Below are 23,382 nucleotides of genomic sequence, written 5' to 3'. Positions count from 1 at the left end.
AGCAGCGAACGCCCCCCGGCTTGAAGGGTCTTAATAGAGGTAGAAACTTTCCTGCGCTTGGCGGTCCGGCCAGGACTTGAGCGGTGTACGCGCATTCAAAGGTTGCACCGGGCGCGCATTGGTGCCCAGGTATTCCGTCATCTGTTGCAATTGCGCGGCAGACGCTTCCACCGGCTGTTTGAACACCATCCAGTAAACGCCTTCATCGCAAGGCGGCTGTGTCATGGAACCGCTGTACTTGTAAAAACGCTTGTCCACCGGGAAAAAGGCTTTCGCCGGATGCACCAAGACTTTGTCATGGACATCCAACTTGTTCAGTTGTTTCGGCAAGCGGTCTAAAAACGCCGCCAGGGCTTCGTTTTCCGCGCCTTCCTGAAACAAGATGCTCACCACCGCATAGTCTCCGTTGCCGTCCTTATGCACCAGTTGCATTTCCATTGGATAACTGAAGCCGTCGATTTGGTGTTCGGACGGTGTATGGAACTCATATTCCATCAACTCGTAACGCTGGCCGTTCAACATAATGTAACTGCCGAGCGGCACTTCCACTTTCAGGACATGGCCATCGTTGATCATCTTCAGAATGCTTTTACGGTAATAGACATCAAAGCCGTTCAAGGACGTGGTGCCGACCGCATCGTCCCGTTTGAAATTGATTGGCGATTGGTTTTTCCCGGCTTTACAGGTGGCGTAAGCGGTCGACAGTTGCCCCCAGTTTTGCGGACCGTCGTCACCAAAATAACTCCAAGCCACCGGTTTGGTTTCAGCCGGTTCAGGTACTGGTTTGGCCACTTCGGGTTTGGCGGCAACTTTCGCCTTGTCGGCATCATCGGCTTGCGCTTTCGGCTGAGAGGCCTCCGCCGGCTTCGGTTGGCTCACCGCAATTTTTTTCTGCTTTTCCGCTTGTTTTTTCGCTTCCGCGCCCAAGTCAATCAACGGCGGGACATTGCTGTCCGCCGCATACAACGGCAAACAGACGAGGCAACCGAGCAGCATCAAAAAGCTGGACCTTGTGTTCATTCGTTTTCCTTCTTTATCGCTTTACCGGATAAATCATTTAACATCGGAAATGACTAAGCAAATACCTCACCAAATCCGAGTTTTCAAACACAAAAATCGTTTTTAAGCGCGTGAAAAGCGTCTATCCGCCGTTTTTCCGTTGGTCGAAAATATCCTGAAAAGTTTCCAGCTCCGACTTTTGAAGCGCGAACACGCCCTCACCGCCCTGCTCGAACTCGAACCAGTAAAACGGCACTTCCGGATAGGCTTGTTCCAGATAATATTGCGACACCCCCACTTCGACAATCAAAGTACCGTCGTCTTTCAAGTGTGCGGCGGCTTCCGCCAAAATATGGCGTACCAGGTCCAAGCCATCTTCGCCGGCTTCTAACCCCAAACGCGGTTCCTGATGGAATTCTTCCGGCAATGCGGACATTTCAATCGCATCGACATACGGCGGATTGGACACAATCAAATCGTATTGTTTGCCTTCCAAGGCACTGAACAAGTCGGATTCGACGGCGCGGGCAATGCCCTTTAAATCGTAACGGTCGATGTTGCGCTGCGCCACGGCCAAGGCGTCTGGCGAAATATCCGCCAAATCCACTTGAGCATTCGGACAGGCTTGCAAGCTGGCAATGCCGATGCAACCGCTGCCGGTACACAAATCGAGAATATCGGTCACCGCTTCCGGTTCGACCCAAGGGCGATATTGCTCGGCAATCAATTCGGCAATCGGCGAGCGCGGCACCAAGGTCGCTTCGGAAACGTAGAACTTCAACCCCGCAAACCAGGCTTCACCGGTCAGGTACGGCGTCGGTTTCCGGCTTTCGATGCGTTGACGGAATAACTCGGTCACTTCCCGCTTCTCGGTAATGCTTAAACGCGCCGACCAGTAATTGTCGGGAATCTCCCAAGGCAATCGCAACACATGAAACACCAGCACGCGCGCATCATCGAAGGCGTTGTCGGTTCCATGACCAAAAGCGAGTTCCGCTTTCTGAAACAAGGTCCCGCCCCACCGGACAAAATCGGTCACGGTCTCCAAGTGTTCGTACTGGTAATTGAAATTTGTCATATTGTCGTCTCTTGGTAATGGAAGCCTAGTGTGGTGCTGAATTCAGGCGCCCGGTTTTTTAGCGTGCTTCGGGCGGAAAGCTTTAACGAAGGCTTCGTCGGTTTCCATATAAGCGCCTTCAATCAAATCGATGCAATAAGGCACCGCCGGAAAAACCGCTTCCAAACACTCGCCGATGGCGGACGGTTTGCCCGGTAGATTAATGATCAGACAAGCACCGCGTGTGCCGGCGATTTGGCGCGATAAAATTGCTGTGGGCACATACTGCAAGGATACTGCGCGCATCTGTTCGGCAAACCCGTCGAGAATCTTGTCGCACACCGCCTCGGTTGCTTCCGGTGTCACATCGCGTTTGGCCGGGCCGGTGCCACCGGTGGTCAAAATCAAATCGCACTGTTCGCTATCGGCCAGTTCAATCAGGTTGGATTCGATTAACGATTGTTCATCCTCGATGATTCGCGACACCCCGTCCCATTCCGACACCAAAGCGTTGCCAATCCATTCACGCATGGCCGGGCCACCCAAATCTTCATACTCACCGCGGCTGGCTCGATCCGATACCGTTACAAATCCGACTTTGACTTTTTTCATACTGCTCATACTGTGTTCCGTTGATTTCATTGAATATTCGCCAGGCCTGGTGAATATTCGTCCGTATTCAAATTCAATTGGGCATATGATACTGCATCTCACCAAATCAGAGAACCGAAAGTCCACGACAAAATCCACCGCAATGAAATGCAAAATTTCTATTGAAAGGCCTTGAATTTCAGTCCTTGCCCCCTATTAACACAACATCGAATTTCAAAAAGATACGAGTGATATGACAAAACACGATGATGCAAATGCCCTGAAAGACTTGCTGGCTCAAGCACTTGAGGACGACAACCCGGAAATGAACGACGAGGAAATTACCTTCAGCGAATTCGTCGACCATACCGACGAGTACGCCCAATCGGAAGTGGTCGACGGCGGCGATGCCCTGGACGGCGAGCACATCGCGCATGACGGCGACAAGCCGAACGACTCAGCGCACATGCTGGTGAAAGCGAATATGTCACGCCCGGAAGCCTTGTTCTTGCTGCCGGTCAAAGAGCGTCCGTTTTTCCCAGGCCAGACACTGCCGATCATTCTGGACAAGGACATTTGGCACGATACTATCCAAAGCGTTATCGACAACAAGATCCAATACATCGGCATCATTTATGTCGATACCGACGATCACTTCAAAGCGCTGCCGGACGACTTCGCCCAAACAGGGACGTTGGTGCGCATCCACGATCCGAAAATCAAACCCGATTACATTCAATTGATTGCCGAGGGCATTTGCCGTTTCCAAATCAGCGAATGGATTCATGAAGCGCCGCCTTACCGTGCACGCGTGACCTATCCGTCCGACATCCGCAACGCCAACCCGAGCGAATACAAAGCCTACGGCCTGGCGATTATGAATGCCTTCAAGGAACTGTTGCCGCTGAACCCGCTGTACAGCGAAGAACTGAAGTATTTCCTGAACCGTTACAGCGCATCCGATTCACATCACCTGGCGGACTTTGCCGCCAGCCTGACGGCCGCCAGCAACGAGAAACTGCAAGACTTGCTCGACACCTTGGATTTGAGCGAGCGCCTGGAGAAGGTACTGAACCTGTTCAAGCACGAAATCGAAGTGACCAAGTTGCAGTTCAATATTCGCGAACGCGTGGAAGAAAACCTGACGCAGCAGCAGCGCGAATTCTTCCTACACCAGCAGCTTAAGGAAATTCAAAAAGAACTGGGCATGGTCAAAGACGACCGTACCGCCGACGCCGATCTCTTCCAGGAACGCATCGAAAAACTGGCCCTGTCGGACGAAGCCCAACAAAAGTCCGAAGAGGAATTGAACAAAATCAATATGCTGGACCCGCAATCGCCGGAATACGGCGTGGCGCGCAACTGGCTGGATTGGTTGACGCAGTTGCCGTGGGGACAGTACAGCAAAGACAAGCTCGACCTGAAACGTGCCAAGAAAATTCTCGACAAAGGCCACGACGGCCTGAGCGACGTCAAAGACCGTATTCTGGAGTTTTTGGCGGTGGGCGCGTTGAAAGGCGAAATTTCCGGTTCCATCATCTGCCTGGTCGGGCCGCCGGGCGTGGGGAAAACCTCCATCGGCCGCTCGATTGCCGATACGCTGGGGCGTAAATTCTATCGCTTCTCGGTCGGCGGGATGCGCGACGAGGCCGAAATCAAGGGCCACCGCCGTACCTACATCGGTGCCATGCCGGGGAAATTCGTGCAAGCCTTGAAAGATTGCGGTACCGCCAACCCGGTCATCATGCTGGATGAGGTCGATAAAATCGGTTCTTCGTATCAAGGTGACCCGGCCTCGGCGCTCTTGGAAGTGCTCGACCCGGAACAGAACACCGAGTTTATGGACCATTATATGGACGTACGCTTCGATTTATCGAAAGCCTTGTTCATCTGTACCGCCAACACGCTGGACACGATTCCCGGCCCGTTGTTGGACCGTATGGAAGTGATTCGCCTGTCGGGTTACATCACCGAAGAGAAAGTACAGATTGCCAAACACCATCTATGGCCAACCTTACTGGACGAAGCCGGTTTGGATAAAAAACAGGTGCAGATTACCCCGGCCACCATCCGTCATGTCATTGAGGGCTATGCGCGGGAAGCCGGTGTGCGGAACCTGAAAAAGCAGTTGGCGAAGCTGATTCGTAAACTGGCGATTCGTTTCGTCAAAGGCGAACTGGAACAGACCACTATTCATGTGAACGATTTGGAATCCATGCTGGGTCAACCGCGTTTCTCACCGGAAAAAACCAATCTGCAAATCGGCACCGTCACCGGCCTGGCCTGGACCTCCATGGGCGGCGCGACCTTGACCATTGAGGCCAGTCGCGTCCACACCTTGAACCGTGGCTTCAAATTGTCCGGTCAACTCGGTGAGGTGATGCAGGAATCCGCCAGCATCGCTTACAGCTACATCGCGTCTAACCTGGATAAGTACAAAGCCGATCCGGAATTCTTCGATAAGGCATTCGTCCACTTGCACGTGCCGGACGGCGCCACGCCGAAAGACGGGCCAAGTGCCGGTATCACCATGGCGACGGCATTGCTGTCATTGGCGCGCGACGAAGCCATTAAAAAGCCGCTGGCCATGACCGGGGAACTGAGTTTGACCGGACAGGTGTTGCCGGTGGGCGGGATTCGTGAGAAGGTGATTGCGGCGCGCCGTATCGGCATTCGTGAAATTATCCTACCGGAAGAAAACCGCAAGGATTACGATGAGTTGCCGGATTACCTGAAGGAAGGCGTGACCATTCACTTTGCCAAGCATTTTGACGACGTGGCGAAACTGACGTTCCAGATTCGCAGTAAATCCAAAGCCCTGAAGGCTTATTTGACTAAAGGACCGTCCGCAACAACGGAAACCGAAACGGACAAACGTGGCGATTCGGCCTCTTAATTAACGTCGGCTTCGAAAACGCAAAAACCACCAGGCCTGGTGGTTTTTTTATATGCTGAATTTAGGCTAGACAAACTGTTGTGCCATCTGAAACGCCCATAAAAAAAGCCCGCATAAAGCGGGCTTTTTTTATTTGGCTAGGCTATTAGATTAAGCCATTTCACCTGGGTATGCTTCGATACCTGGGTTGCCTTTCACGCCAACCAACTTAGGATGGTTCACTTTCTTCAGCTTCATGTCGTTTTTGTGGTTACGTAGGTAATCCGCAGCAACGTCCCACATCAAGCGGCCGTCACCCACGGAATCCACTTGCGCCCAACCGGAAACTGTGTAGGTTTTACTGGCTTCAAGCGGTGTACCGTCGTCCAAACGCATGTCAGAGATACGGTTACCCAAAGTCGCGTTTGGTTCACAAGTATAGTCCATACCACCCAAACGAACCATGTCCCCACCAGATTGCAGGTATGGGTCTTTTTGGAATAGGTTTTCACAGATACCTTCCAGGATATCTTTCATTTGTGCACCCGTCACTTCAGACTTATAGGTTTCACCGTAAGTCATAGACGTTTCATCCATAACACGCGCCATCGTGATGGTTTCACCCGCCAATACAGAGGTACCCCAACGTACACCGGCCGACATAGCGATTTGCGTGTCATGCTCTTCACGTAGAGAGTTTACGATGATTTGGTCCCACGTCCCCATGAAGTTACCACGACGGTATAGAGTATCTTCCGCCACAGCCAATTCTTCGTTTAGGATTTCGTCGTAAGTCTTACCTAGACGCTCTTTGTTGTAAGCACGCGCTGGATCACGAGACTCAACGATGTCTTTGTTGTACACTTTGGTACCTAGGTGTTCGATGAAGGTTTTAACACTTTCGTCTGCCGCCAATACGTTAGAGAAAACCGGCAACAATTTGTAGTCGACGCCTTTCAACTTACCGTTTTGGATATCCAAATCCATACAACCAACGAACTTACCGTTAGAACCGGCGTTGGTGACGTAGCACACACCACCGTCAGGTGTTTTGACGTTGATGGTCTTAGGAATACCGTCATGGGTGTGACCACCGAAGACCGCATCGATACCGCTGACGCGAGATGCCATTTTGATGTCCACGTCCATACCGTTGTGGGAAATCATCACGACCGCCGCCACTTTTTCGTTTTCACGGATGTGGTTTACGGTTTCTTGCAATGCGTCTTCACGCAGACCGAAAGACCAGTCCGGGAAGTTGGATTGTGGGTTAGCATTCGCTGTACGTGGGAAAGCTTGACCGACAACCGCGATACGCTCACCGTTAACGATTTTAATCGTATAAGGCTTGAACGGACGCGCATCGTCTTCGTCATACATACCCAAACCGTTATGACGTTCCGTCATTTCACGGTAAGCGTCACCGAACAAAGAATCTTCTTTGATACGGATGTTTTGCGCCAAGAACTCACCCTTGAATTTGCCAAGGTTGGTTAGGACTTCGTCTTCTTTATAAGTGAATTCCCAGTGACCGGTCATGATGTCAACACCGATCAGGTTAGAGGCTTCCACCATGTCCTGACCGCGTGTCCACAAAGCCGTACCGGAACCGTGCCACAAGTCACCACCGTCCATTGTCAAAGTGTTTTCACGACCACCGGCCGCTTCACGCAACTTGTCCAACAAAGTTTTAACGTGCGCGAAACCACCGACTTTACCGTATTGCTCGGAAGCGTCCTGGAAGTTCAGGTAAGTGAACGCGTTCGCCAAAGGCGTGTTTTCAGGGATGTTCAATTCTTTCAACAAGTGGTGACCGACAACATGCGGTAATTTACCGTAAGCAGGACCGGTACCTAGGTTCACGTTTGGTTCACGGAAGTAGATCGGCTTTAACTGCGCGTGTGTATCCGTAAGGTGCAACAAACGTACTTTCCCTTTCATCGGAACGTTGTACATATCGGAAGAGACAGCGGATCCCTTGCTTGGGCTTGAAGACATCGCTTTCGCTGTACCAGGAAGCATCCCGGCCGCGGCAGCCATAGACATTACATGAAGAAATTCACGACGATTTAAAGACATATTGTCCTACTCCGTTTGAAATTTAAAAAACGATTTCGGGCGGATATCCTGCCCGAAACAAAAGCAAAAAATAAAGTTGTGTAACATTAATGGAAAGCGCCCTGAAAAGTCAAATAAACTAAAATGATGATTGATAAAATTTTATTTATCAATAATAGGTTTATTTTATATAAGCACTTTCTGATTTACTGATTCGCTGGGCATTTTTACCCAGCTTTTTATCGGGTTCTTAACCAACCCATTTGCGCGCATTTCGGAACAGACGCATCCAAGGTGCGTCTTCCTGCCAATCGTCCGGGTGCCAGGAGTTTTGTACCGTACGGAACACGCGCTCCGGATGCGGCATCATAATGGTGACTCGACCATCCTGCGTGGTCAAACCGGTCATGCCACCTTCAGAACCGTTCGGATTGAAAGGATAGGCTTCGGTTGGATTACCGGCCGAATCCACATAACGCAAACCGACCAGGCCTGATACATCCGCCGCGGAACCGTCGCCGAAGTCCATACGCCCTTCACCGTGCGCCACCGCCACCGGAATACGCGTACCGGCCATGCCTTGCAACAGAATCGATGGCGACTCTTGAACCTCCACCAACGAGAAGCGCGCCTCGAACTGTTCGGAACGGTTACGAACGAACGCCGGCCAGTGCTCGGCGCCCGGAATAATCTCTTTCAGGTTCGACAACATCTGACAGCCGTTACAGACCCCCAAGGTAAAGGTGTCTTCACGCTGGAAGAATTGCTCAAAGGTCTGACGCGCCGTGTCGTTGAACAGGATGGAATTGGCCCAGCCGCGACCGGCCCCCAAAACGTCTCCATAAGAGAAGCCGCCACACGCCACCAAACCGCGGAAATCGTCAAACGCCACTTCGCCGGACAAGACATCCGACATGTGCACGTCAATCGCATCAAAACCGGCACGATCGAATGCCGCAGCCATTTCCTGCTGGCCGTTCACACCTTGTTCACGCAAAATCGCCACCTTCGGACGCTGGTCAGGATTGAACCCTGCGGTGATGTCTTCATTCGGATCAAACGTCACGACCGGGCGGATCTCGGTGTTGGCGTCTTGCTGAATCGCATCGAATTCTTGCTGTGCGCAGGCTTCGTTATCACGCAATGCTTGCATGCGATAACTGGTTTCCGACCACCAGGCCTGGTAAGTTTTGCGGTTTCCACTCAACAGCGTTTGACCGTGCGCGGAAATTTGAATGGCATCGTCGTTATTGGTCGTACCAATCCAATGCGCCATCTCGGCCAAGCCGTGCGCTTCCAACAGTCCGGCAATTACCGCTTCGTCATCCGCAGACACCTGAATGACCGCCCCCACTTCTTCGGCACACAAAGCGGACACCGGTTCATCGCCCAAAGCCGAGGTATCCAACGTCAAACCACAATGTCCGGCAAACGCCATTTCCAATAAGGTAATCAAGAAACCGCCGTCGGAACGATCGTGGTACGCCAGCATCAAATCATCGGCCATCAATGCCTGAACGAAATCGAACAACTTCAACAGGTCATCGGCGGAATCCAAATCCGCCGCCACATCACCGACTTGGTTATAAACCTGCGCCAAACAACTGCCACCCAAACGGTTCTGGCCACGGCTCAAATCAATCGCCAACAACTTGGTGTCACCCAAATCGGTACGCAATTGCGGCGTGACCGTCTTACGGACATCCTGCACCGGTGCAAAGGTGGTGATGTTCAACGACACCGGCGACGTCACCGACTTGGATTCGTCGCCGTCCTGCCAGACGGTTTTCATCGACATGGAATCTTTTCCGACCGGCACGGCGATGCCCAAGGCTGGACACAATTCCAGCCCGACCGCTTCCACGGCATCATACAAGGCGGAATCTTCGCCCGGGTGACCCGCCGCCGCCATCCAGTTGGCGGAAATCTTAATATCGCTCATTTTCTCGATTTTGGCACAGGCGATATTGGTAATCGCTTCGGCAATCGACAAACGCGCCGAGGCTTTCGGATTAATCAACGCCACCGGCGGACGTTCGCCGGATGCCATCGCTTCACCGGTATAGCCTTGATAATCGGAGCATGTAATCCCCGCATCCGCTACCGGAACCTGCCAAGGTCCGACCATTTGGTCGCGCGTCACCATCCCGGTGATGGTACGGTCACCGATGGTGATCAGGAAACTTTTACTGGCAATGGTCGGCAGTTTCAACAAACGTTCGGTCACATCGTTGAAGTCCAATACCGCCGGCTCAAAGCCGGGTTGCGGCAATCGACGGGAGTCCACCTGACGGTGCATTTTCGGCGGCTTGCCCAGCAATACATTCAATGGCATATCAACCGGGTTATTATCGAACTCGGTATCGTTGACCACCAGCTTCTGCTCCGCCGTGGCTTCACCGACAATCGCATACAAACACCGTTCACGGCGACAAATCGCTTCAAACTGCTCGATTTGGTCCGGATAGATGGCGATGACATAACGTTCCTGGGATTCGTTACACCAGATTTCCATCGGCGACATACCCGGTTCGTCGTTTGGCACATCACGCAATTGGAAACGACCGCCTTTGCCAGCATCGTTCACCAGTTCCGGGAAAGCATTCGACAAACCACCGGCCCCAACATCGTGAATGGACGCAATCGGAGATTTCTCTCCTAAATAGGTACAACGGTCGATGACTTCCTGAGCACGTCTTTCCATTTCCGGATTTTCACGCTGAACGGAAGCAAAATCCAGATTCTCGGAACCGGCACCACTGTCCACCGAAGACGCGGCACCGCCGCCCAAACCGATCAACATCGCCGGACCACCCAGCACCACCAGTTTGGCGCCCACAGGAATATCGTTCTTTTCGATGTGCATTTCACGGATGTTCCCAAGACCACCGGCCAACATAATCGGCTTGTGATAACCGCGAATTTCTTCACCCTCGTGCGTAATCAATGCATTTTCATAGGTACGGAAATAGCCGTTGATGGCCGGACGACCGAATTCGTTGTTGAATCCGGCCGCGCCCAATGGGCCCTCAATCATAATGTCAAACGCGGAGACAATACGGTTCGGTTTGCCGTAAGCGCGCTCCCAAGGCTGTTCAAAGCCCGGAATATTCAAATTGGAGACGGTAAAACCGGTCAAACCGGCTTTTGGCTTGGAACCGCGACCGGTCGCACCTTCATCCCGAATCTCACCACCGGAGCCGGTTGCCGCACCCGGCCAGGGTGAAATGGCGGTTGGGTGGTTATGGGTTTCCACCTTGATTTGAAAGTGGACGTTTTCGTCGCTGTACTGATAACGGCGATTTTCGGCATCCGGGAAGAAACGCGTCGCTTGATAACCTTCAACCACGGCGGCGTTATCACTGTAAGCGGACAAGACCCCTTGTGGATTTTTCTGATAGGTATTACGGATCATCCCGAACAAGGAGTTCGGTTTATCCTGACCGTCAATGGTCCAATCCGCATTAAAGATTTTATGACGACAGTGCTCTGAGTTCGCTTGCGCGAACATCATCAATTCGGCATCGGACGGATTACGCTGTAACCCGTTAAAGGCTTCAACCAGATAATCGATTTCATCTTCCGACAACGCCAAGCCCATGGCGCCATTCGCCTCAGCCAAGGCATCCCGTCCGCCACCCAACACATCAACCGTGCTCAACGGCTTCGGCGTTTGATGCGAAAACAGACCTTCCAACGTCGTCACGTCGTAACTGATCTGTTCCATCATGCGGTCGTATAATTCAGTCACCATCGCCTGACGCGACGATTCGTCGACACCTTTCAGATAATAGACAATACCGCGTTCGATACGGTGAACACCATCCAAGCCACACGTATGAGTAATATCGGTCGCCTTGGAAGCCCAGGGCGAAATCGTGCCCAGGCGCGGCGTGATGATGCAGCCGTTTTCACCCTGCTCGTCCAAAACCGCGTCGGAGCCGTTCAATAACACACGCAACTTGGCCCAATCACCGGCTCTCAAGTCCGCAACACCGTCGTTCAAATCGACGAAATAAACATACTGCGAAGCCAATCCCGCAATCGCGCCTTTGTCAGACAGCTGATTGAGCAATTGATTCAAACGGTAATCGGAATGAGCGGATTTTCCCCAGATAACGTGCATACTTTTTTCCTATACAAAAAGCCCTCGGAAACACCAAGGGCAATCTTAAAACAATTTTGAATGAATTCGAATCGGTCCTATTCGGCCAACAGGCCCAGCGATTGGAAGATGTAATGACGCTTCTCAGCCGTCAAAGGTTCCATGCCTTCCGGGGCCTCGACTTTCAACAAGCTGCCATTGGTGACACCGTCTTCTTGCAAGGATGTCACCGAGAATTTCACAATTTCCGGCAGGTATTTCCCGGCCTCTTTATCATCACGCCAGAAAGCCAGCTTGGACATCAAGGTGTTCTCTTTTCGAGCTTCTTCCGGAACCTTGACCCATACCTCGCGGGTATCCGCCTTGATACGGTCATAATGCCAGTCGGCACGGTACAACATCGCTTTCAAATAACTCCAGGTTTCGGAAGCGTCGGCTTTCACACGCAATCCTTCATATTCGTCTTCGCCTTCAACGGAAACCAACCCTTCGGTCGACTCAACCGCTTTCAACGACTCTTCTTGCGAGGCGCCGAAGAAAATCATCGACTGATAAATCGCTTCCGCTTCAACCATCGGGTTGTACGGGCGAATGCGCCAGCCCGAAGACACCACCATGGAACCGTTGGCCGATTCCGCTGCGTCCGGATCGGCAACCATATAATGGTGGAAATAGATTTTCGTGACTTGGCGTTCTTTGTCGAACTCAACCTGCGCAATCAAACGATCATACAAGCCTTCAGCCTGTTCAGGACGCCAGCTGTTCAGCAGCTTGGTCAAAGGCCCTTGGTCATCGAGCGGCACCAGCTCTTTACGCGGTACAAATTCGGTACGAATGAACCCGGTATCTTTTCGCGCTTCCGCAATCGGCATGCCCAACGATTCCAAGAAGGCTTTGGTACCATCCCAGACTTTCTCGCTGCTCATGCCTTTGATTTCCAACCAACGGTCGGACAAATTGGATTTCACGCTCAGGTTATCGGCGCGATAAGTCGGCACATAGCGATACTCTTCTTGAGCGGTTTGATTGGCGGTGTTTTGCAAGGTGACATCAAACCGGTCCTGGCGTTTGGCCGGTGCGAACAAATTCGGCGGCACTTCCAAATCCTGGGAGAGGGATTTTTCGGTTTTCCGATAGTCGGTATCGGCATCATAGTCGAGCACTTCTTTGGCATTTTGACCGCTGGATGGGGTGGAAGAACACCCTGCCATCAGGGTCGGCAAGCCGACGATCAGCACGCCATAACCGGCGGCATTCAACAGTTTTTGCGAAAAGGTCTTCAATTTCATTCGTTTACAGGGCTCCTGCCGTTCGCAATGCTTGACGCACCACTTCATGATACTTTTCAGACAGCGGTGTCAACGGCAAGCGAATGGCGCCACCCATCAGCCCCATTTCCATCATCGCCCACTTCACCGGAATCGGGTTGGCTTCAACAAACAAGGCTTTGTGCAACTCCGTTAAAGGCGCATCCAATTCACGCGCTTTCTCAGCGTCGCCGGCAACGGCGGCATCATACACTTCGGAAACGCGTTGCGGCGCGACATTCGCCGTTACCGAAATCCCGCCATGCCCACCGGCCAACAGAAAATCGACCGCAGTCCCGTCATCACCGGTATAAAGGTCGAAATCATCGCCGACCAACGCTTTGATTTGCGCCACACGACCAACATCGCCGGTGGCTTCTTTCACGCCGACAATGTTTTGAATGCTCGCCAAGCGCCCGATGGTTTCCGGCAACAGGTCGCAAGCCGTTCGCCCCGGCACATTGTAGAGAATTTGTGGAATATCGACGGTTTCGGCGATTTTTTTGTAATGCAGATACAAACCTTCCTGTGTCGGCTTGTTGTAATAAGGCGTGACCAAAAGACACGCATCCGCCCCCACATCTTTGGCATACTCGGTGAGTTCGATGGCTTCGGTGGTGGAGTTGGCGCCGGTACCGGCAATCACCGGAATGCGCCCCGCGGTTTTATCGACCACAAAACGCACCACTTCACGGTGCTCTTCAAAGTCCAAGGTGGCCGATTCCCCGGTCGTGCCCATGGCGACGATGGCCTTGGTCTTGGATTTGATGTGAAACTCGATTAATTTTTCAAGCGCATCAAAATCCACTGATTCGTCCGCCTTCATCGGCGTGACCAAGGCAACCATACTCCCTCTAAACACGATGATTTTCTCCAAAAAATGAATGTAAAAACAAAAGAGTAATATTACCTTCTAACCCCCTTTTCTTCAAGCGATTATTTTGCCTCTCACGCCCTTTTAAAGGTGTCGTCATCTTTTCATAATTTTTTCATTGAACAATTTTTTCAAACCCTGCATACTGGTTACAAAAAGGAGAAAAAATGACTGACAAAGCACGACTGGGTGAAAGCATCCCCGCTTTCTCTTTACCCGCCACCAACGACCGCACCATCACCGATTCCGACTTTTCCGGCCATTACACCATTCTCTACTTCTACCCCAAAGACAATACGCCAGGCTGCACCACGGAAGGCCAGGATTTCAGCGCCGCTTATGCAGAACTGAAACAGCTCAACGCACAGGTTTTCGGCGTGTCCAAAGACTCGATTCGCAAGCATGAAAATTTCAAAGCGAAATTCGACTTTCCTTTCGATTTGATTTCCGACCCGGACGAAACCTTATGTAACATCTTCGACGTCATCAAATTGAAAAAAAATTACGGCCGCGAATACATGGGCATTGAACGTAGCACCTTTCTCATTAGCCCGGAAGGCAAGCTGATTCACGAATGGCGCAAAGTGAAAGTCAAAGAACACGTCAAGGAGGTCATGGACACACTCAAAACCCTTTCAGAATAATGAACCGGCGACTTGCCACGTATTACATAGGATTCCATCGATGACCAACAGTCCAAACAGATTATTCATTCTCGACACCAATGTTTTAATGCATGACCCGATGGCGCTGTTCAATTTTGAAGAACACGACATTTTCATTTCCATGACCGTACTGGAAGAACTGGACGCCGGCAAAAAAGGGATGTCGGAAGTCTCCCGAAACGTCCGTGAAACCAACCGACTCATCGACCAGATCATCAGCAACGCCAGCTTTGACGACATCAAGGCCGGGCTTGATCTGGAACGCATTCACCCCAATAAAGAATCGGAAACATTACATCTCGGCAAACTGTTCTTCGAAACCGAACCGCTCATCGCCAGCCTACCGGAATCCTTACCCAGCCACAAAGCCGACAACCATATCCTGCAAACAGGCCTGGCTCTGAAAGAACATTACCCGAACCGCAACGTCACTCTGGTCACCAAAGACATCAACATGCGCATCAAGTCGTCGGCGGTCGGGTTGCACTCCGAAGATTATTACAACGACCGGGTTTTGGAAGACGCCGACTTACTGTTCACTGGCTGGGAAGTTCTGCCGGAGCACTTTTTCGAAGAAAATTTCAGCAAAATGAAGTCCTGGCAAGAAGACAACAAAACCTTCTACGAACTGGAAATCAACGACGACAACCTGCACTGGTTTCCCAACCAATGCCTGATCAGCGAAAACGAATCCGGTTTCAGCGCGATTGTGCGCAAGGTGGATCACCAATCGGCGGTTTTGGAATATATGCACAACTTCGAGCAATCCAAAAACAGCGTTTGGGGCATCACCGCCCGCAATCAGGAACAAAACATGGCCATGAACTTCCTGATGGATCCGGAAATCGACTTTGTTTCGCTACTCGGCACCGCCGGGACGGGTAAAACCCTGCTGGCCTTGGCCGCGGCGCTCGAGCAGACGCTGGATGAAGGCATCTATAATGAAATCATCATGACGCGTGCCACTATTCCAATCGGTGACGATATCGGCTTCCTACCAGGCACGGAAGAAGAGAAAATGACGCCTTGGATGGGGGCATTGATGGATAACCTCGAAGTCCTGACCAAATCCGATGGCCATGCCACCGATTGGGAAAAGGAATCGACTCAGGAATTGCTGAACAAACGCATTAAAATCAAGTCCCTGAATTTCATGCGCGGACGCACCTTCCAGAATAAATTCATCATCCTCGACGAGGCCCAGAACTTGACTCCCAAACAGATGAAAACCCTCATCACCCGCTCCGGCGAAGGCACCAAAATCGTTTGTCTGGGGAACATCGGACAGATTGACTCTCCCTACCTGACCGAAACCACCACCGGCTTGACCTACATTGTCGACCGTTTCAAATACTGGCCGCACAGCGCCCACATCACCTTAAGACAGGGCGAACGTTCTCGCTTGGCGGAATACGCTTCCGACAACCTGTAAAGCTTTTCGGGCGGATTATTCCATCCGCCTTTTTATCATTACAAACCCCGAAAACAAAAAAGCCGATAATGACCAGGCCTGGTCATTATCGGCTTTTTATCAAGCGTTCCGACTTAACGGAACGAAGCAATCAACTCTGTCCGCGAGAAGTGTACTTTTTCATGTCCTCTTCCGTCGGCAACTGGAAACCTTGTTCAACGGCTTTCTCTTTACAGTAATCCACGGCAAAATCCAGCAACTCGCCCACGGCACGATGACGGAACTTGTGCTTCTGACGCACGTGAGAGAAAGGACGCGTTAACGGAGGATCCAACGGCAATGCCTTGAGGGTACCCAGCTTCATCTCTTTCACGATGGTAGTACGGGAAACGATGGCAATCCCCACATCTGATTCCACCGCCATCTTCACGGCTTCCGGGCTGCCCAATTCCATGACCACATTCAAATCGGAATAACTCAACCCTTGTTCACGGATGTAATTATCGATGACCGAACGCGAACCGGAACCTTCCTCTCGGGAAATATAACGGTACTTACGCATGTCTTCGACGGAAATTTTGTCACGGTTCGACAAAGGATGTCCTTCCGGCACAATCAACACCATCTCATCCAAACGACAGACTTCAACTTCCAGGTTTTTGTTGTAAACCGGCGCTTCCACCACACCCAAGTCAATCATATTGTTTTCGACCATGGCGACAATGGCATCGGTATTCCCAACCTGCAAACGGATATTGACGTCTTCAAATTGCTTTTTGAAGGCGCCCAGCAAGCTTGGCAGCATATATTCGGCAATGGTGGTACTGGCCCCGATGAGAAGACTGCCCGTCACCTCACCGGTGAGCTCCCTCACCTCGCTGTTCATCTTCTCGTAGTGGTCGAGTATTTTTTCGGCATAGTCGTACACGATCTTGCCCGCCTCGGTGAGCGTAATCTTGTTGTGTGTCCTGTCGAATAAGCGGGTGTTGAAGAATTCTTCAAGTTGTTTGACTTGGAAGGTGACCGCAGGCTGGGTCATGTGAAGGGTCTCTGCTGCCTTAGTAAAGCTCAATACTTTCGCAACCGTGTAAAATACTTGAAGCCGTCTGTCAGCCATTCTTAAAATGCCTTTGTCGTCTATAAATTTTTTTAGTGTTTAGACTATAGTTCTATCACTGAAAAATGTCAAAATTTATTTTATAGCCAAGCCCCCACCCCACCTTATATTATGAGATGCTTTAAAATATTACTTGATGAAATCATTGAATTTTTTTATCTTTCTTCAAATCATCCACCAGAGACTTAACCTCGGCTAAAGTCCGCTCGTTTTCACGGCGAATTTGGTGCAATAAATTGTCGTGTTCTTCGCGGCGTTTCACATCCAGTTTATCCAAACCGTGCCCGATATTTTCGGTATGAAACACCTTCATGCGACGTTCAACCTCTTCAACACTTTCGGAAACCTTCTGTAAGACTTCATCAATGTGAGCCTTACTCATCTCGGTTTGCTTATCCAAATGGCTTTGTAACAGCTTGACGTTTTTCAGGATTTCCTTTTCACGCTCTTTCTGTTCGGCGCCAATCAAAAAAGCGGAAATATTCGCCGTCACCAAGGAAAACAACACCACTCCAAACACGATCAGAACCGTGCCAAACGCACGCCCTTTTTCAGTCACCGGCACCACATCACCGTAACCGATGGTCGTCACCGTCACCAGGGAATACCAGACACCGTTTGAAAAGGTCGTGTCTTCCAGGGCGGCGAAAATGGCGCCGGACATCACCACAAACACCACATAGACCACCAGCACCACACCAAAGTTGTTGCGCCTCAACAGCGCCACGACATCGATGAAGACATCCGACATCACGCGCAGGAAAAGCAACAACCGCAAGGCCCGGAAAATTGCGGCCCAGTTGCCGCCGTAATCGCTCCACGGGAACACCAGTATCACAATCAACACATTCAACCAGTTGTGCAGTAAATAACGTTTTTTATCGCGCACCAGCCACAGGTTCACCACCAGTTCGGAAGCAAACACAGCCCAAACCAAGGCCGAAATCCAGATACTGTCACGACCGCGATCGGCATAATCCAGCACCAACTGAACCACCACGACCAACAAGGCCGCCAAGACGGCATAGGAGAAATAACGCCCGACCTGAATCGCTCTGGCGCTTTCGACCTGACTGACCCCTTCGACCCCGATAATGGCTTTTAAATTCATACCCTTACCATTCCGTTATTTAGCCAAGGCCGGTAAAACTTCCCGACCGTTCAACGCCTGACTCATCAACCAGCGCTTCAACGGCTTGGCCTGATCCGCAAAGGGCAACACCCATTGTCTGAATTGGTTTTTCAAACCTTGATCCTGTTTGAACAGCCAGTCAAATCCTTCCATTGATCGTTGCACGATGACATTATCGCCGCGGCGCCAACGCTCATAACGGCGTAATACGGCAAATCGATCCCAATGTTCCGGATTGGCCTGCTTCGCCTCCGTCAGCACCTCCACCAAAGCGGCCGCATCCAGCAACCCCAGGTTCACGCCCTGCCCGGCTTGCGGATGAACGGTATGCGCGGCGTCCCCGACCAACACAAAATGCGGTTTGACGTATTGCTCGGCATGGCGGCGTACCAACGGGAAGGCCGAACGTTCTCCCACTTCAACGACTTCTCCCAGCTTATGGCCCGACGCTTCGGCGATGGCGGCCGCAAAAGCGTCATCCGATAACGATAACGCCCATTGCATTTGTTCGACCGGCAAATACCAGGCGATGGAACTCATGTTATCGTCCATCGCCAGATAAGCGAAAGGCCCTTCCGCTTGATAACGCTGCCAGCAGGTGTCTTGATTCGGCAACTCGGTCTTCACGCAACCGACCACGGCACATTGCTGGTAATCATGCTCTTGAACCGCAATTCCGGCCATATCGCGCGTCTTCGACAAAGCACCATCCGCGCCCACCACCAAACGGGCTTGCAGGCGAACTCCATTATCCAAGATCAGCCAGGCCTGGTCGTTTTCCAGAATCAAGTCCGTCGGAGTTTGGCCGACGATAAGATGCAGATTCGGGTAGTCCGGTATCTGCTCCCAAAGCGCGGCTTGAATCACATTGTTTTCGACCACATACCCCAGGTTCGGTTCTTGCACATCACGCGCATCAAAGTGCACTTCGGCATCGGACACCGATTCCCAAACATGCATATCGGTAAACGCATGACAGCGACGACGTTCGATGCCCGCCCAGGCATTCAAATGCTTAAGAATATTTTCCGAGGCCCGTGTCAGGGCACTAACCCGCGTTTGATAAGGCGCCTCATCCGACCACTCCAGCGAGGGCGCCCGACGTTCCAACAAAGTGACGTCAAAGCCGGCTTGCGCCAATCCCAACGCCACCGTCGCGCCAACCATGCCGCCACCGACAATCACCACGTCAGTTTGCGTAGATGTATTTTTTGGTTTTGACGACTCTGTCACGACGACACTCCCATGGTCATTTTAGTAAAGCGTTTTCGCAATCCGGGCAAAGCGTTCATGGCCATTAAGCCTAAACCCCGCATATGCCCGACCACCGGCGATTCCACTTGAAACAGCTGAATCAAACCATCGGTCAGCCCCATGATTTTTTCGTGATGACGGGCACGTTCATCGGCATAGGGCGCCAAGAAAGCCTCATCGCCCACATCTGTGGTTTCCACATCATGGTCTTGCATCATTTCCAGAAATACCGCTACATCCCGAATCCCCAGATTCAGGCCTTGTGCCGCCACCGGGTGTTGGGTATGAGAGGCATTGCCCATCAGCACCGCCCGCTCGGAATAAAACCTGGGCACATACGTTTCCGTCAACGGATAAGCGACCCGTTCGCTTACCTTGACAAAAGCGCCCAAGCGTTCGCCCATACGGGCCGCAAAGGCTTGCATAAAATCGGTATCATTGAGTGCTCGAACGCGTTCGATGTCGTCTTTCGGCACCACCCAGACCGCTTTGCTTTCATGGCCGTGCATTGGCAATAAGGCCACCGGCCCTTGTTCGGTAAATCGTTCGAATGCCCAGCCATTCGGGCGCTGTTCGGTTTCAATTTTGGCAATTACGCCGAAAGCGTCGTAAGCTTTGGTCTCGATGGGTAAATCAAGACATTTGCGCACTGTGGATTCGGTGCCGTCGGCCCCGACCACCAAACCGGCTTCATACTCGACCATTCCGTCCGGCGTATTCAACTCCGCTCGACGACGATTACCTTGAATGGATAAATCCGCCAGGCCTGACTCAGACAGCAGCGTCACATTCGGCGTATTTTGAGCGGTTTGCCACAAAACGCGCCCCAGGTCGGATGCGGTGACACTGTACCCCAAAGCGGGAACACGCATCTCATCGGCGTGCAATTGCGTCAATCCCAAATAACCTTTTTGCGATACATGGACATGCTCGATGGGCGTGGTCATCGACTCCAGATCGGGCCAAATATTCAGCGTTTTCAACACTTTAACGGAACCATAGGTCAAAGCCAGCACTCGCCCGTCGAAGGAACCGGTTTCGCCCTTTTCAAAGGCATTTTTTTCCGCCACCACCACCGAATAGCCGGCTTGACCCAAACCGATGGCCAGCAACAACCCCACCGGTCCGCCCCCGGAAATCAATACATCGGTTTGCTTCGTCGCCATGCCTTGTTTCCTCTCATGCAGTTGATTCTTAAGAGACCCAGTTAACGCTGCGCCATCCAGGCTTCAATTTCGGCCACCGTGCGTGGCAAGCCTTGCGTCAACACCTCATGCCCTTGCTCGGTCACCACCACATCGTCTTCAATGCGAATGCCGATGCCGCGATAGGCATCCGGCACCGATTCGGCGGTTTCGGAGATGTACAGCCCCGGCTCCACGGTCAGCACCATGCCCGGTTGCAGGCAACGCCATTCACCGTCTTGTTTGTAATCGCCGACATCATGCACGTCCATGCCCAGCCAATGACCGGTGCCGTGCATAAAGAAAGCTTTGTAAGCTTCCTGTTCAATCAAGTCGTCAACCGTACCGGTCAAAATACCCAGTGCCACCAATCCTTCGGTCAGCACCTCGACCGAGATTTCATGCAAACGGTTGTAAGGCATGCCGGGCCGAATCGCATCAATAACCGACTGTTGCGCTTTTAACACCAAATTATACAACTCGGCTTGCGGCGGGGTAAAACGGCCATTGGCCGGGAAGGTATGGGTAATGTCCCCGGCATAACCGGCGTACTCCGCTCCGGCATCGATCAACACCAGTTGACCTTCCTCGATACGGGCGTCGTTTTCGGTGTAATGCAGAATACAGGCATTCTCTCCGGACGCCACAATGCTGTTGAAGCCGACGCGCGGCGACCCCGCCTGTTTGAAACCGTTTTCCAGTTCCGCCTGCACCTGATATTCGTAGCGCCCCGGCGCGGTCGCTTTCATGGCGGCCAAATGCCCGGCCACGGACAGTTGCGCCGCTTCACGCATCCATTCGATTTCCCGAGCGGATTTAAACAACCGCATTTCATGCAAAATGGTATCCAGGTCTTGCAATCGGCTCGGCGCTTGCACCCCTTTACGGGCTTTGGCTTTTTGCGCGCCGATCCAGCCGGACACCCAATCCGACCAATGCGCCAGTTCGGCGAAACTGCACACCAGATGGACGGCCCCTTCCACCAGTTCATTCATCTGTTCTTCAAAGTCGTCAATCGACCAGGCCTGGTCGATTTTCAAGAAAGAGGCAGCCGCCTCAACGCCCAGACGACGTCCCTGCCAAATCTCCTGCTCTTCGTCTTTGGGCCGTAAAAACAAGTGGGTTTGCCGGAGCTCACCGGACTTGACCAGCACCAACACACTGTCGGGCTCGGCAAAGCCGGTCAAATAAAAGAAATCCGACGCTGGACGAAACGGGTATTCGACATCGCGATTGCGAATCTGTTCTTCGCCCGCCGACACAAACGCCACCGAATGGTCCGGAAGCTGGTCGAATAGGGTTTGGCGGCGCTCAATAAAAGGTGTGAAATCCTGTGTCATCAGTGCAAAGTATCCGTCGGCGCGTCCTGCATCATAATCGGTGAACCTTCCACCGGATTCAACTCTTCATTAATGGTCAGGACACCAATCTTGACGAATTCGACCAGTTCCATGAAGTCCGATTCTTCCTGTTCACCGGCCTCACTCAAACCATCGATTTCAATACGGGCAATGTCACCGAAATCACGGAACAGTTCGGCCACATCGCCTTTTAATTTCTGCTCCGATTGACCGGCCAAGCCCATGCCGTATAAGAAACCTTCACACCATTGGCCAAGCATCGCCACCCGCCAGGCCAGTTCTTCGTTTTCTTCCGGCAGACATAAAGTCAGCTCAAAACCGGAACCGTTCAAGGTTTTGTTACTTTCCAAATACAACTCGTGTAACTGCACCAACAAGTTTTCTTTCACGGATTTGACCTCGGCTTCTTCCAGAATGCGCTTAATCCAGACCGCTTCCTTCAAGTCCGAATCGCCGCACATCAACCCCACCAGCATACCTTGCAAAAAAGAAGGTGATTCCAATTCCGGGTGGGCTTTCAGAGCCTCGTTGAGTTGATCAAAATCCATATTCGGTTCAGTCCTATTGAGTCGTCGGTGATAAAAAAGTGATTGTCCGGCATGCTCAAAGCGATGATTTCGCTTGTTTCAGCACACGTTCCGCATACACTCAGCGCATGCCGGGCCTTATGACGGGAATCATACCATGAGCGATACATTCAACCAAGATGAACGCATCCGTCGCCAAACGTCACGCCGGATTTTGGCGGCGAAATCCGGGTGACAAACCCGATTGAAATGCGTACCATATAAATGAGCGGCGAAAACAACGACAAGCCGCCAAACAATCCGGGCCTCGCTTTACCGACGACAGGCCATTGCGCTTCGGATACCCGGCTGTTGCCACTTTGAATTCAACTGGATGAGAGAACTGTCATGCTAACGTTATCTTTAATGAACCACACGTTTGAAGTGCCTTGCGAACCGGAAGACCGCGAGCGACTGATTGAAGCCGCCACCATGCTGGAAGACAAGCTGGATCAAGTCACCACGCTGAAAGGCGAAAGCAAAGTCCTGATGGTCGCCTTGAATCTATGCTACGACTATCTGCAAATGAAGCAGGACACCACTCAGTACTGCCTGCGTTTGGACGACCAACTGGAAGATGCCATGACACAAATCGCCAGTAGCCAGGACTCACCATCAAACAACTGACCCCTTCCATTGCAACTGAAACGCGACGCGATAGAAGCGGTTAATCCCTCTTCGCGCTATCATCAAAACATCCAATCAAGAAAAGCCAACCTCCCCCTATCAATGGCCCTATAAATTGTTATAATGTATTCACAACGGGCTAGGTTCAAATCCCCTGCCGATAGCTATGATCTCGGGGCCAGAAACTTTAGACGGTGAG

At 51.8% G+C, this 23,382-nt stretch carries 17 protein-coding genes; 4 read left to right on the top strand and 13 right to left on the bottom strand.

Translation table 11 applies throughout. The features are described 5' to 3' along the window. Positions 1-30: 30 nt before the first annotated feature. The 3 genes from AYJ59_RS05595 to mog all read right to left on the bottom strand — a co-directional run bounded on the left by AYJ59_RS05595 (position 31) and on the right by mog (position 2,668). Positions 31-1,020 carry a carbonic anhydrase gene (locus AYJ59_RS05595; protein WP_127119508.1) on the bottom strand — a complete coding sequence of 330 codons (990 nt, stop codon included), beginning with the start codon at positions 1,018-1,020 and terminating at the stop codon, positions 31-33. Positions 1,021-1,141: 121 nt separating this feature from the next. Next, positions 1,142-2,077, bottom strand: a complete 936-nt coding sequence (prmB, locus tag AYJ59_RS05590; RefSeq protein ID WP_127119507.1) for a 50S ribosomal protein L3 N(5)-glutamine methyltransferase — start codon at positions 2,075-2,077, stop codon at positions 1,142-1,144. A 42-nt stretch (positions 2,078-2,119) separates the two neighbouring features. Next, positions 2,120-2,668, bottom strand: coding sequence for a molybdopterin adenylyltransferase (gene mog, locus AYJ59_RS05585; RefSeq protein ID WP_127120388.1), 549 nt, complete (start codon positions 2,666-2,668; stop codon positions 2,120-2,122). 232 nt (positions 2,669-2,900) lie between these two features. On the opposite strand from mog, the gene lon reads away from it, so the two are divergent. Then, complete coding sequence (gene lon / locus AYJ59_RS05580; RefSeq protein ID WP_237260381.1) at positions 2,901-5,543, top strand: endopeptidase La; 2,643 nt, start codon at positions 2,901-2,903, stop codon at positions 5,541-5,543. Positions 5,544-5,693: 150 nt separating this feature from the next. Here lon and AYJ59_RS05575 read toward each other — a convergent pair whose 3' ends face one another. From AYJ59_RS05575 to dapA, 4 genes are all read right to left on the bottom strand, one after another. Beyond that, on the bottom strand, positions 5,694-7,601 hold the full coding sequence (locus AYJ59_RS05575; protein WP_029938441.1) for a 5'-nucleotidase C-terminal domain-containing protein: 1,908 nt from the start codon (positions 7,599-7,601) through the stop codon (positions 5,694-5,696). Positions 7,602-7,830: 229 nt separating this feature from the next. Then, complete coding sequence (gene purL, locus AYJ59_RS05570) at positions 7,831-11,706, bottom strand: phosphoribosylformylglycinamidine synthase (RefSeq protein WP_127119506.1); 3,876 nt, start codon at positions 11,704-11,706, stop codon at positions 7,831-7,833. Positions 11,707-11,783: 77 nt separating this feature from the next. Further along, positions 11,784-12,974, bottom strand: a complete 1,191-nt coding sequence (locus AYJ59_RS05565; RefSeq protein ID WP_127119505.1) for a hypothetical protein — start codon at positions 12,972-12,974, stop codon at positions 11,784-11,786. A gap of 4 nt (positions 12,975-12,978) precedes the next feature. Beyond that, positions 12,979-13,839, bottom strand: a complete 861-nt coding sequence (gene dapA / locus AYJ59_RS05560; protein WP_192893972.1) for a 4-hydroxy-tetrahydrodipicolinate synthase — start codon at positions 13,837-13,839, stop codon at positions 12,979-12,981. A gap of 194 nt (positions 13,840-14,033) precedes the next feature. Here dapA and AYJ59_RS05555 point away from each other — a divergent pair, with 194 nt between their 5' ends. Further along, entirely contained in the window at positions 14,034-14,510 is a 477-nt protein-coding gene (locus AYJ59_RS05555) for a peroxiredoxin (RefSeq protein ID WP_029938445.1), read from the top strand. A gap of 40 nt (positions 14,511-14,550) precedes the next feature. Beyond that, positions 14,551-15,963, top strand: a complete 1,413-nt coding sequence (locus AYJ59_RS05550; RefSeq protein ID WP_029938446.1) for a PhoH family protein — start codon at positions 14,551-14,553, stop codon at positions 15,961-15,963. A gap of 130 nt (positions 15,964-16,093) precedes the next feature. Here AYJ59_RS05550 and AYJ59_RS05545 read toward each other — a convergent pair whose 3' ends face one another. From AYJ59_RS05545 to AYJ59_RS05520, 6 genes are all read right to left on the bottom strand, one after another. Beyond that, positions 16,094-17,059 carry a LysR family transcriptional regulator gene (locus AYJ59_RS05545; RefSeq protein ID WP_127119503.1) on the bottom strand — a complete coding sequence of 322 codons (966 nt, stop codon included), beginning with the start codon at positions 17,057-17,059 and terminating at the stop codon, positions 16,094-16,096. Positions 17,060-17,201: 142 nt separating this feature from the next. Beyond that, positions 17,202-18,170 (bottom strand): potassium channel family protein, encoded by a 969-nt coding sequence (locus tag AYJ59_RS05540; protein ID WP_127119502.1) that lies wholly within the window; start codon positions 18,168-18,170, stop codon positions 17,202-17,204. Positions 18,171-18,185: 15 nt separating this feature from the next. Next, positions 18,186-19,424 carry a UbiH/UbiF/VisC/COQ6 family ubiquinone biosynthesis hydroxylase gene (locus AYJ59_RS05535; protein ID WP_127119501.1) on the bottom strand — a complete coding sequence of 413 codons (1,239 nt, stop codon included), beginning with the start codon at positions 19,422-19,424 and terminating at the stop codon, positions 18,186-18,188. Beyond that, entirely contained in the window at positions 19,421-20,611 is a 1,191-nt protein-coding gene (locus tag AYJ59_RS05530) for an FAD-dependent monooxygenase (RefSeq protein WP_127119500.1), read from the bottom strand. The genes AYJ59_RS05535 and AYJ59_RS05530 overlap by 4 nt, the downstream gene beginning before the upstream one ends. 41 nt (positions 20,612-20,652) lie before the next feature. Then, complete coding sequence (gene pepP / locus AYJ59_RS05525) at positions 20,653-21,969, bottom strand: Xaa-Pro aminopeptidase (protein WP_127119499.1); 1,317 nt, start codon at positions 21,967-21,969, stop codon at positions 20,653-20,655. Next, positions 21,969-22,538, bottom strand: coding sequence for a UPF0149 family protein (locus tag AYJ59_RS05520; RefSeq protein WP_029938452.1), 570 nt, complete (start codon positions 22,536-22,538; stop codon positions 21,969-21,971). Before AYJ59_RS05520 ends, pepP begins: the two co-directional genes overlap by 1 nt. A gap of 366 nt (positions 22,539-22,904) precedes the next feature. Between AYJ59_RS05520 and AYJ59_RS05515 the strand changes: the two genes are divergently transcribed. Further along, positions 22,905-23,183, top strand: a complete 279-nt coding sequence (locus AYJ59_RS05515; protein WP_029938453.1) for a cell division protein ZapA — start codon at positions 22,905-22,907, stop codon at positions 23,181-23,183. Positions 23,184-23,382: the final 199 nt, after the last annotated feature.

Source organism: Thiomicrospira sp. S5, assembly GCF_003991075.1.
In the GTDB taxonomy this organism is placed as follows: Bacteria; Pseudomonadota; Gammaproteobacteria; order Thiomicrospirales; family Thiomicrospiraceae; genus Hydrogenovibrio; species Hydrogenovibrio thermophilus.
This window is presented reverse-complemented; position numbering and strand designations above follow the sequence as displayed.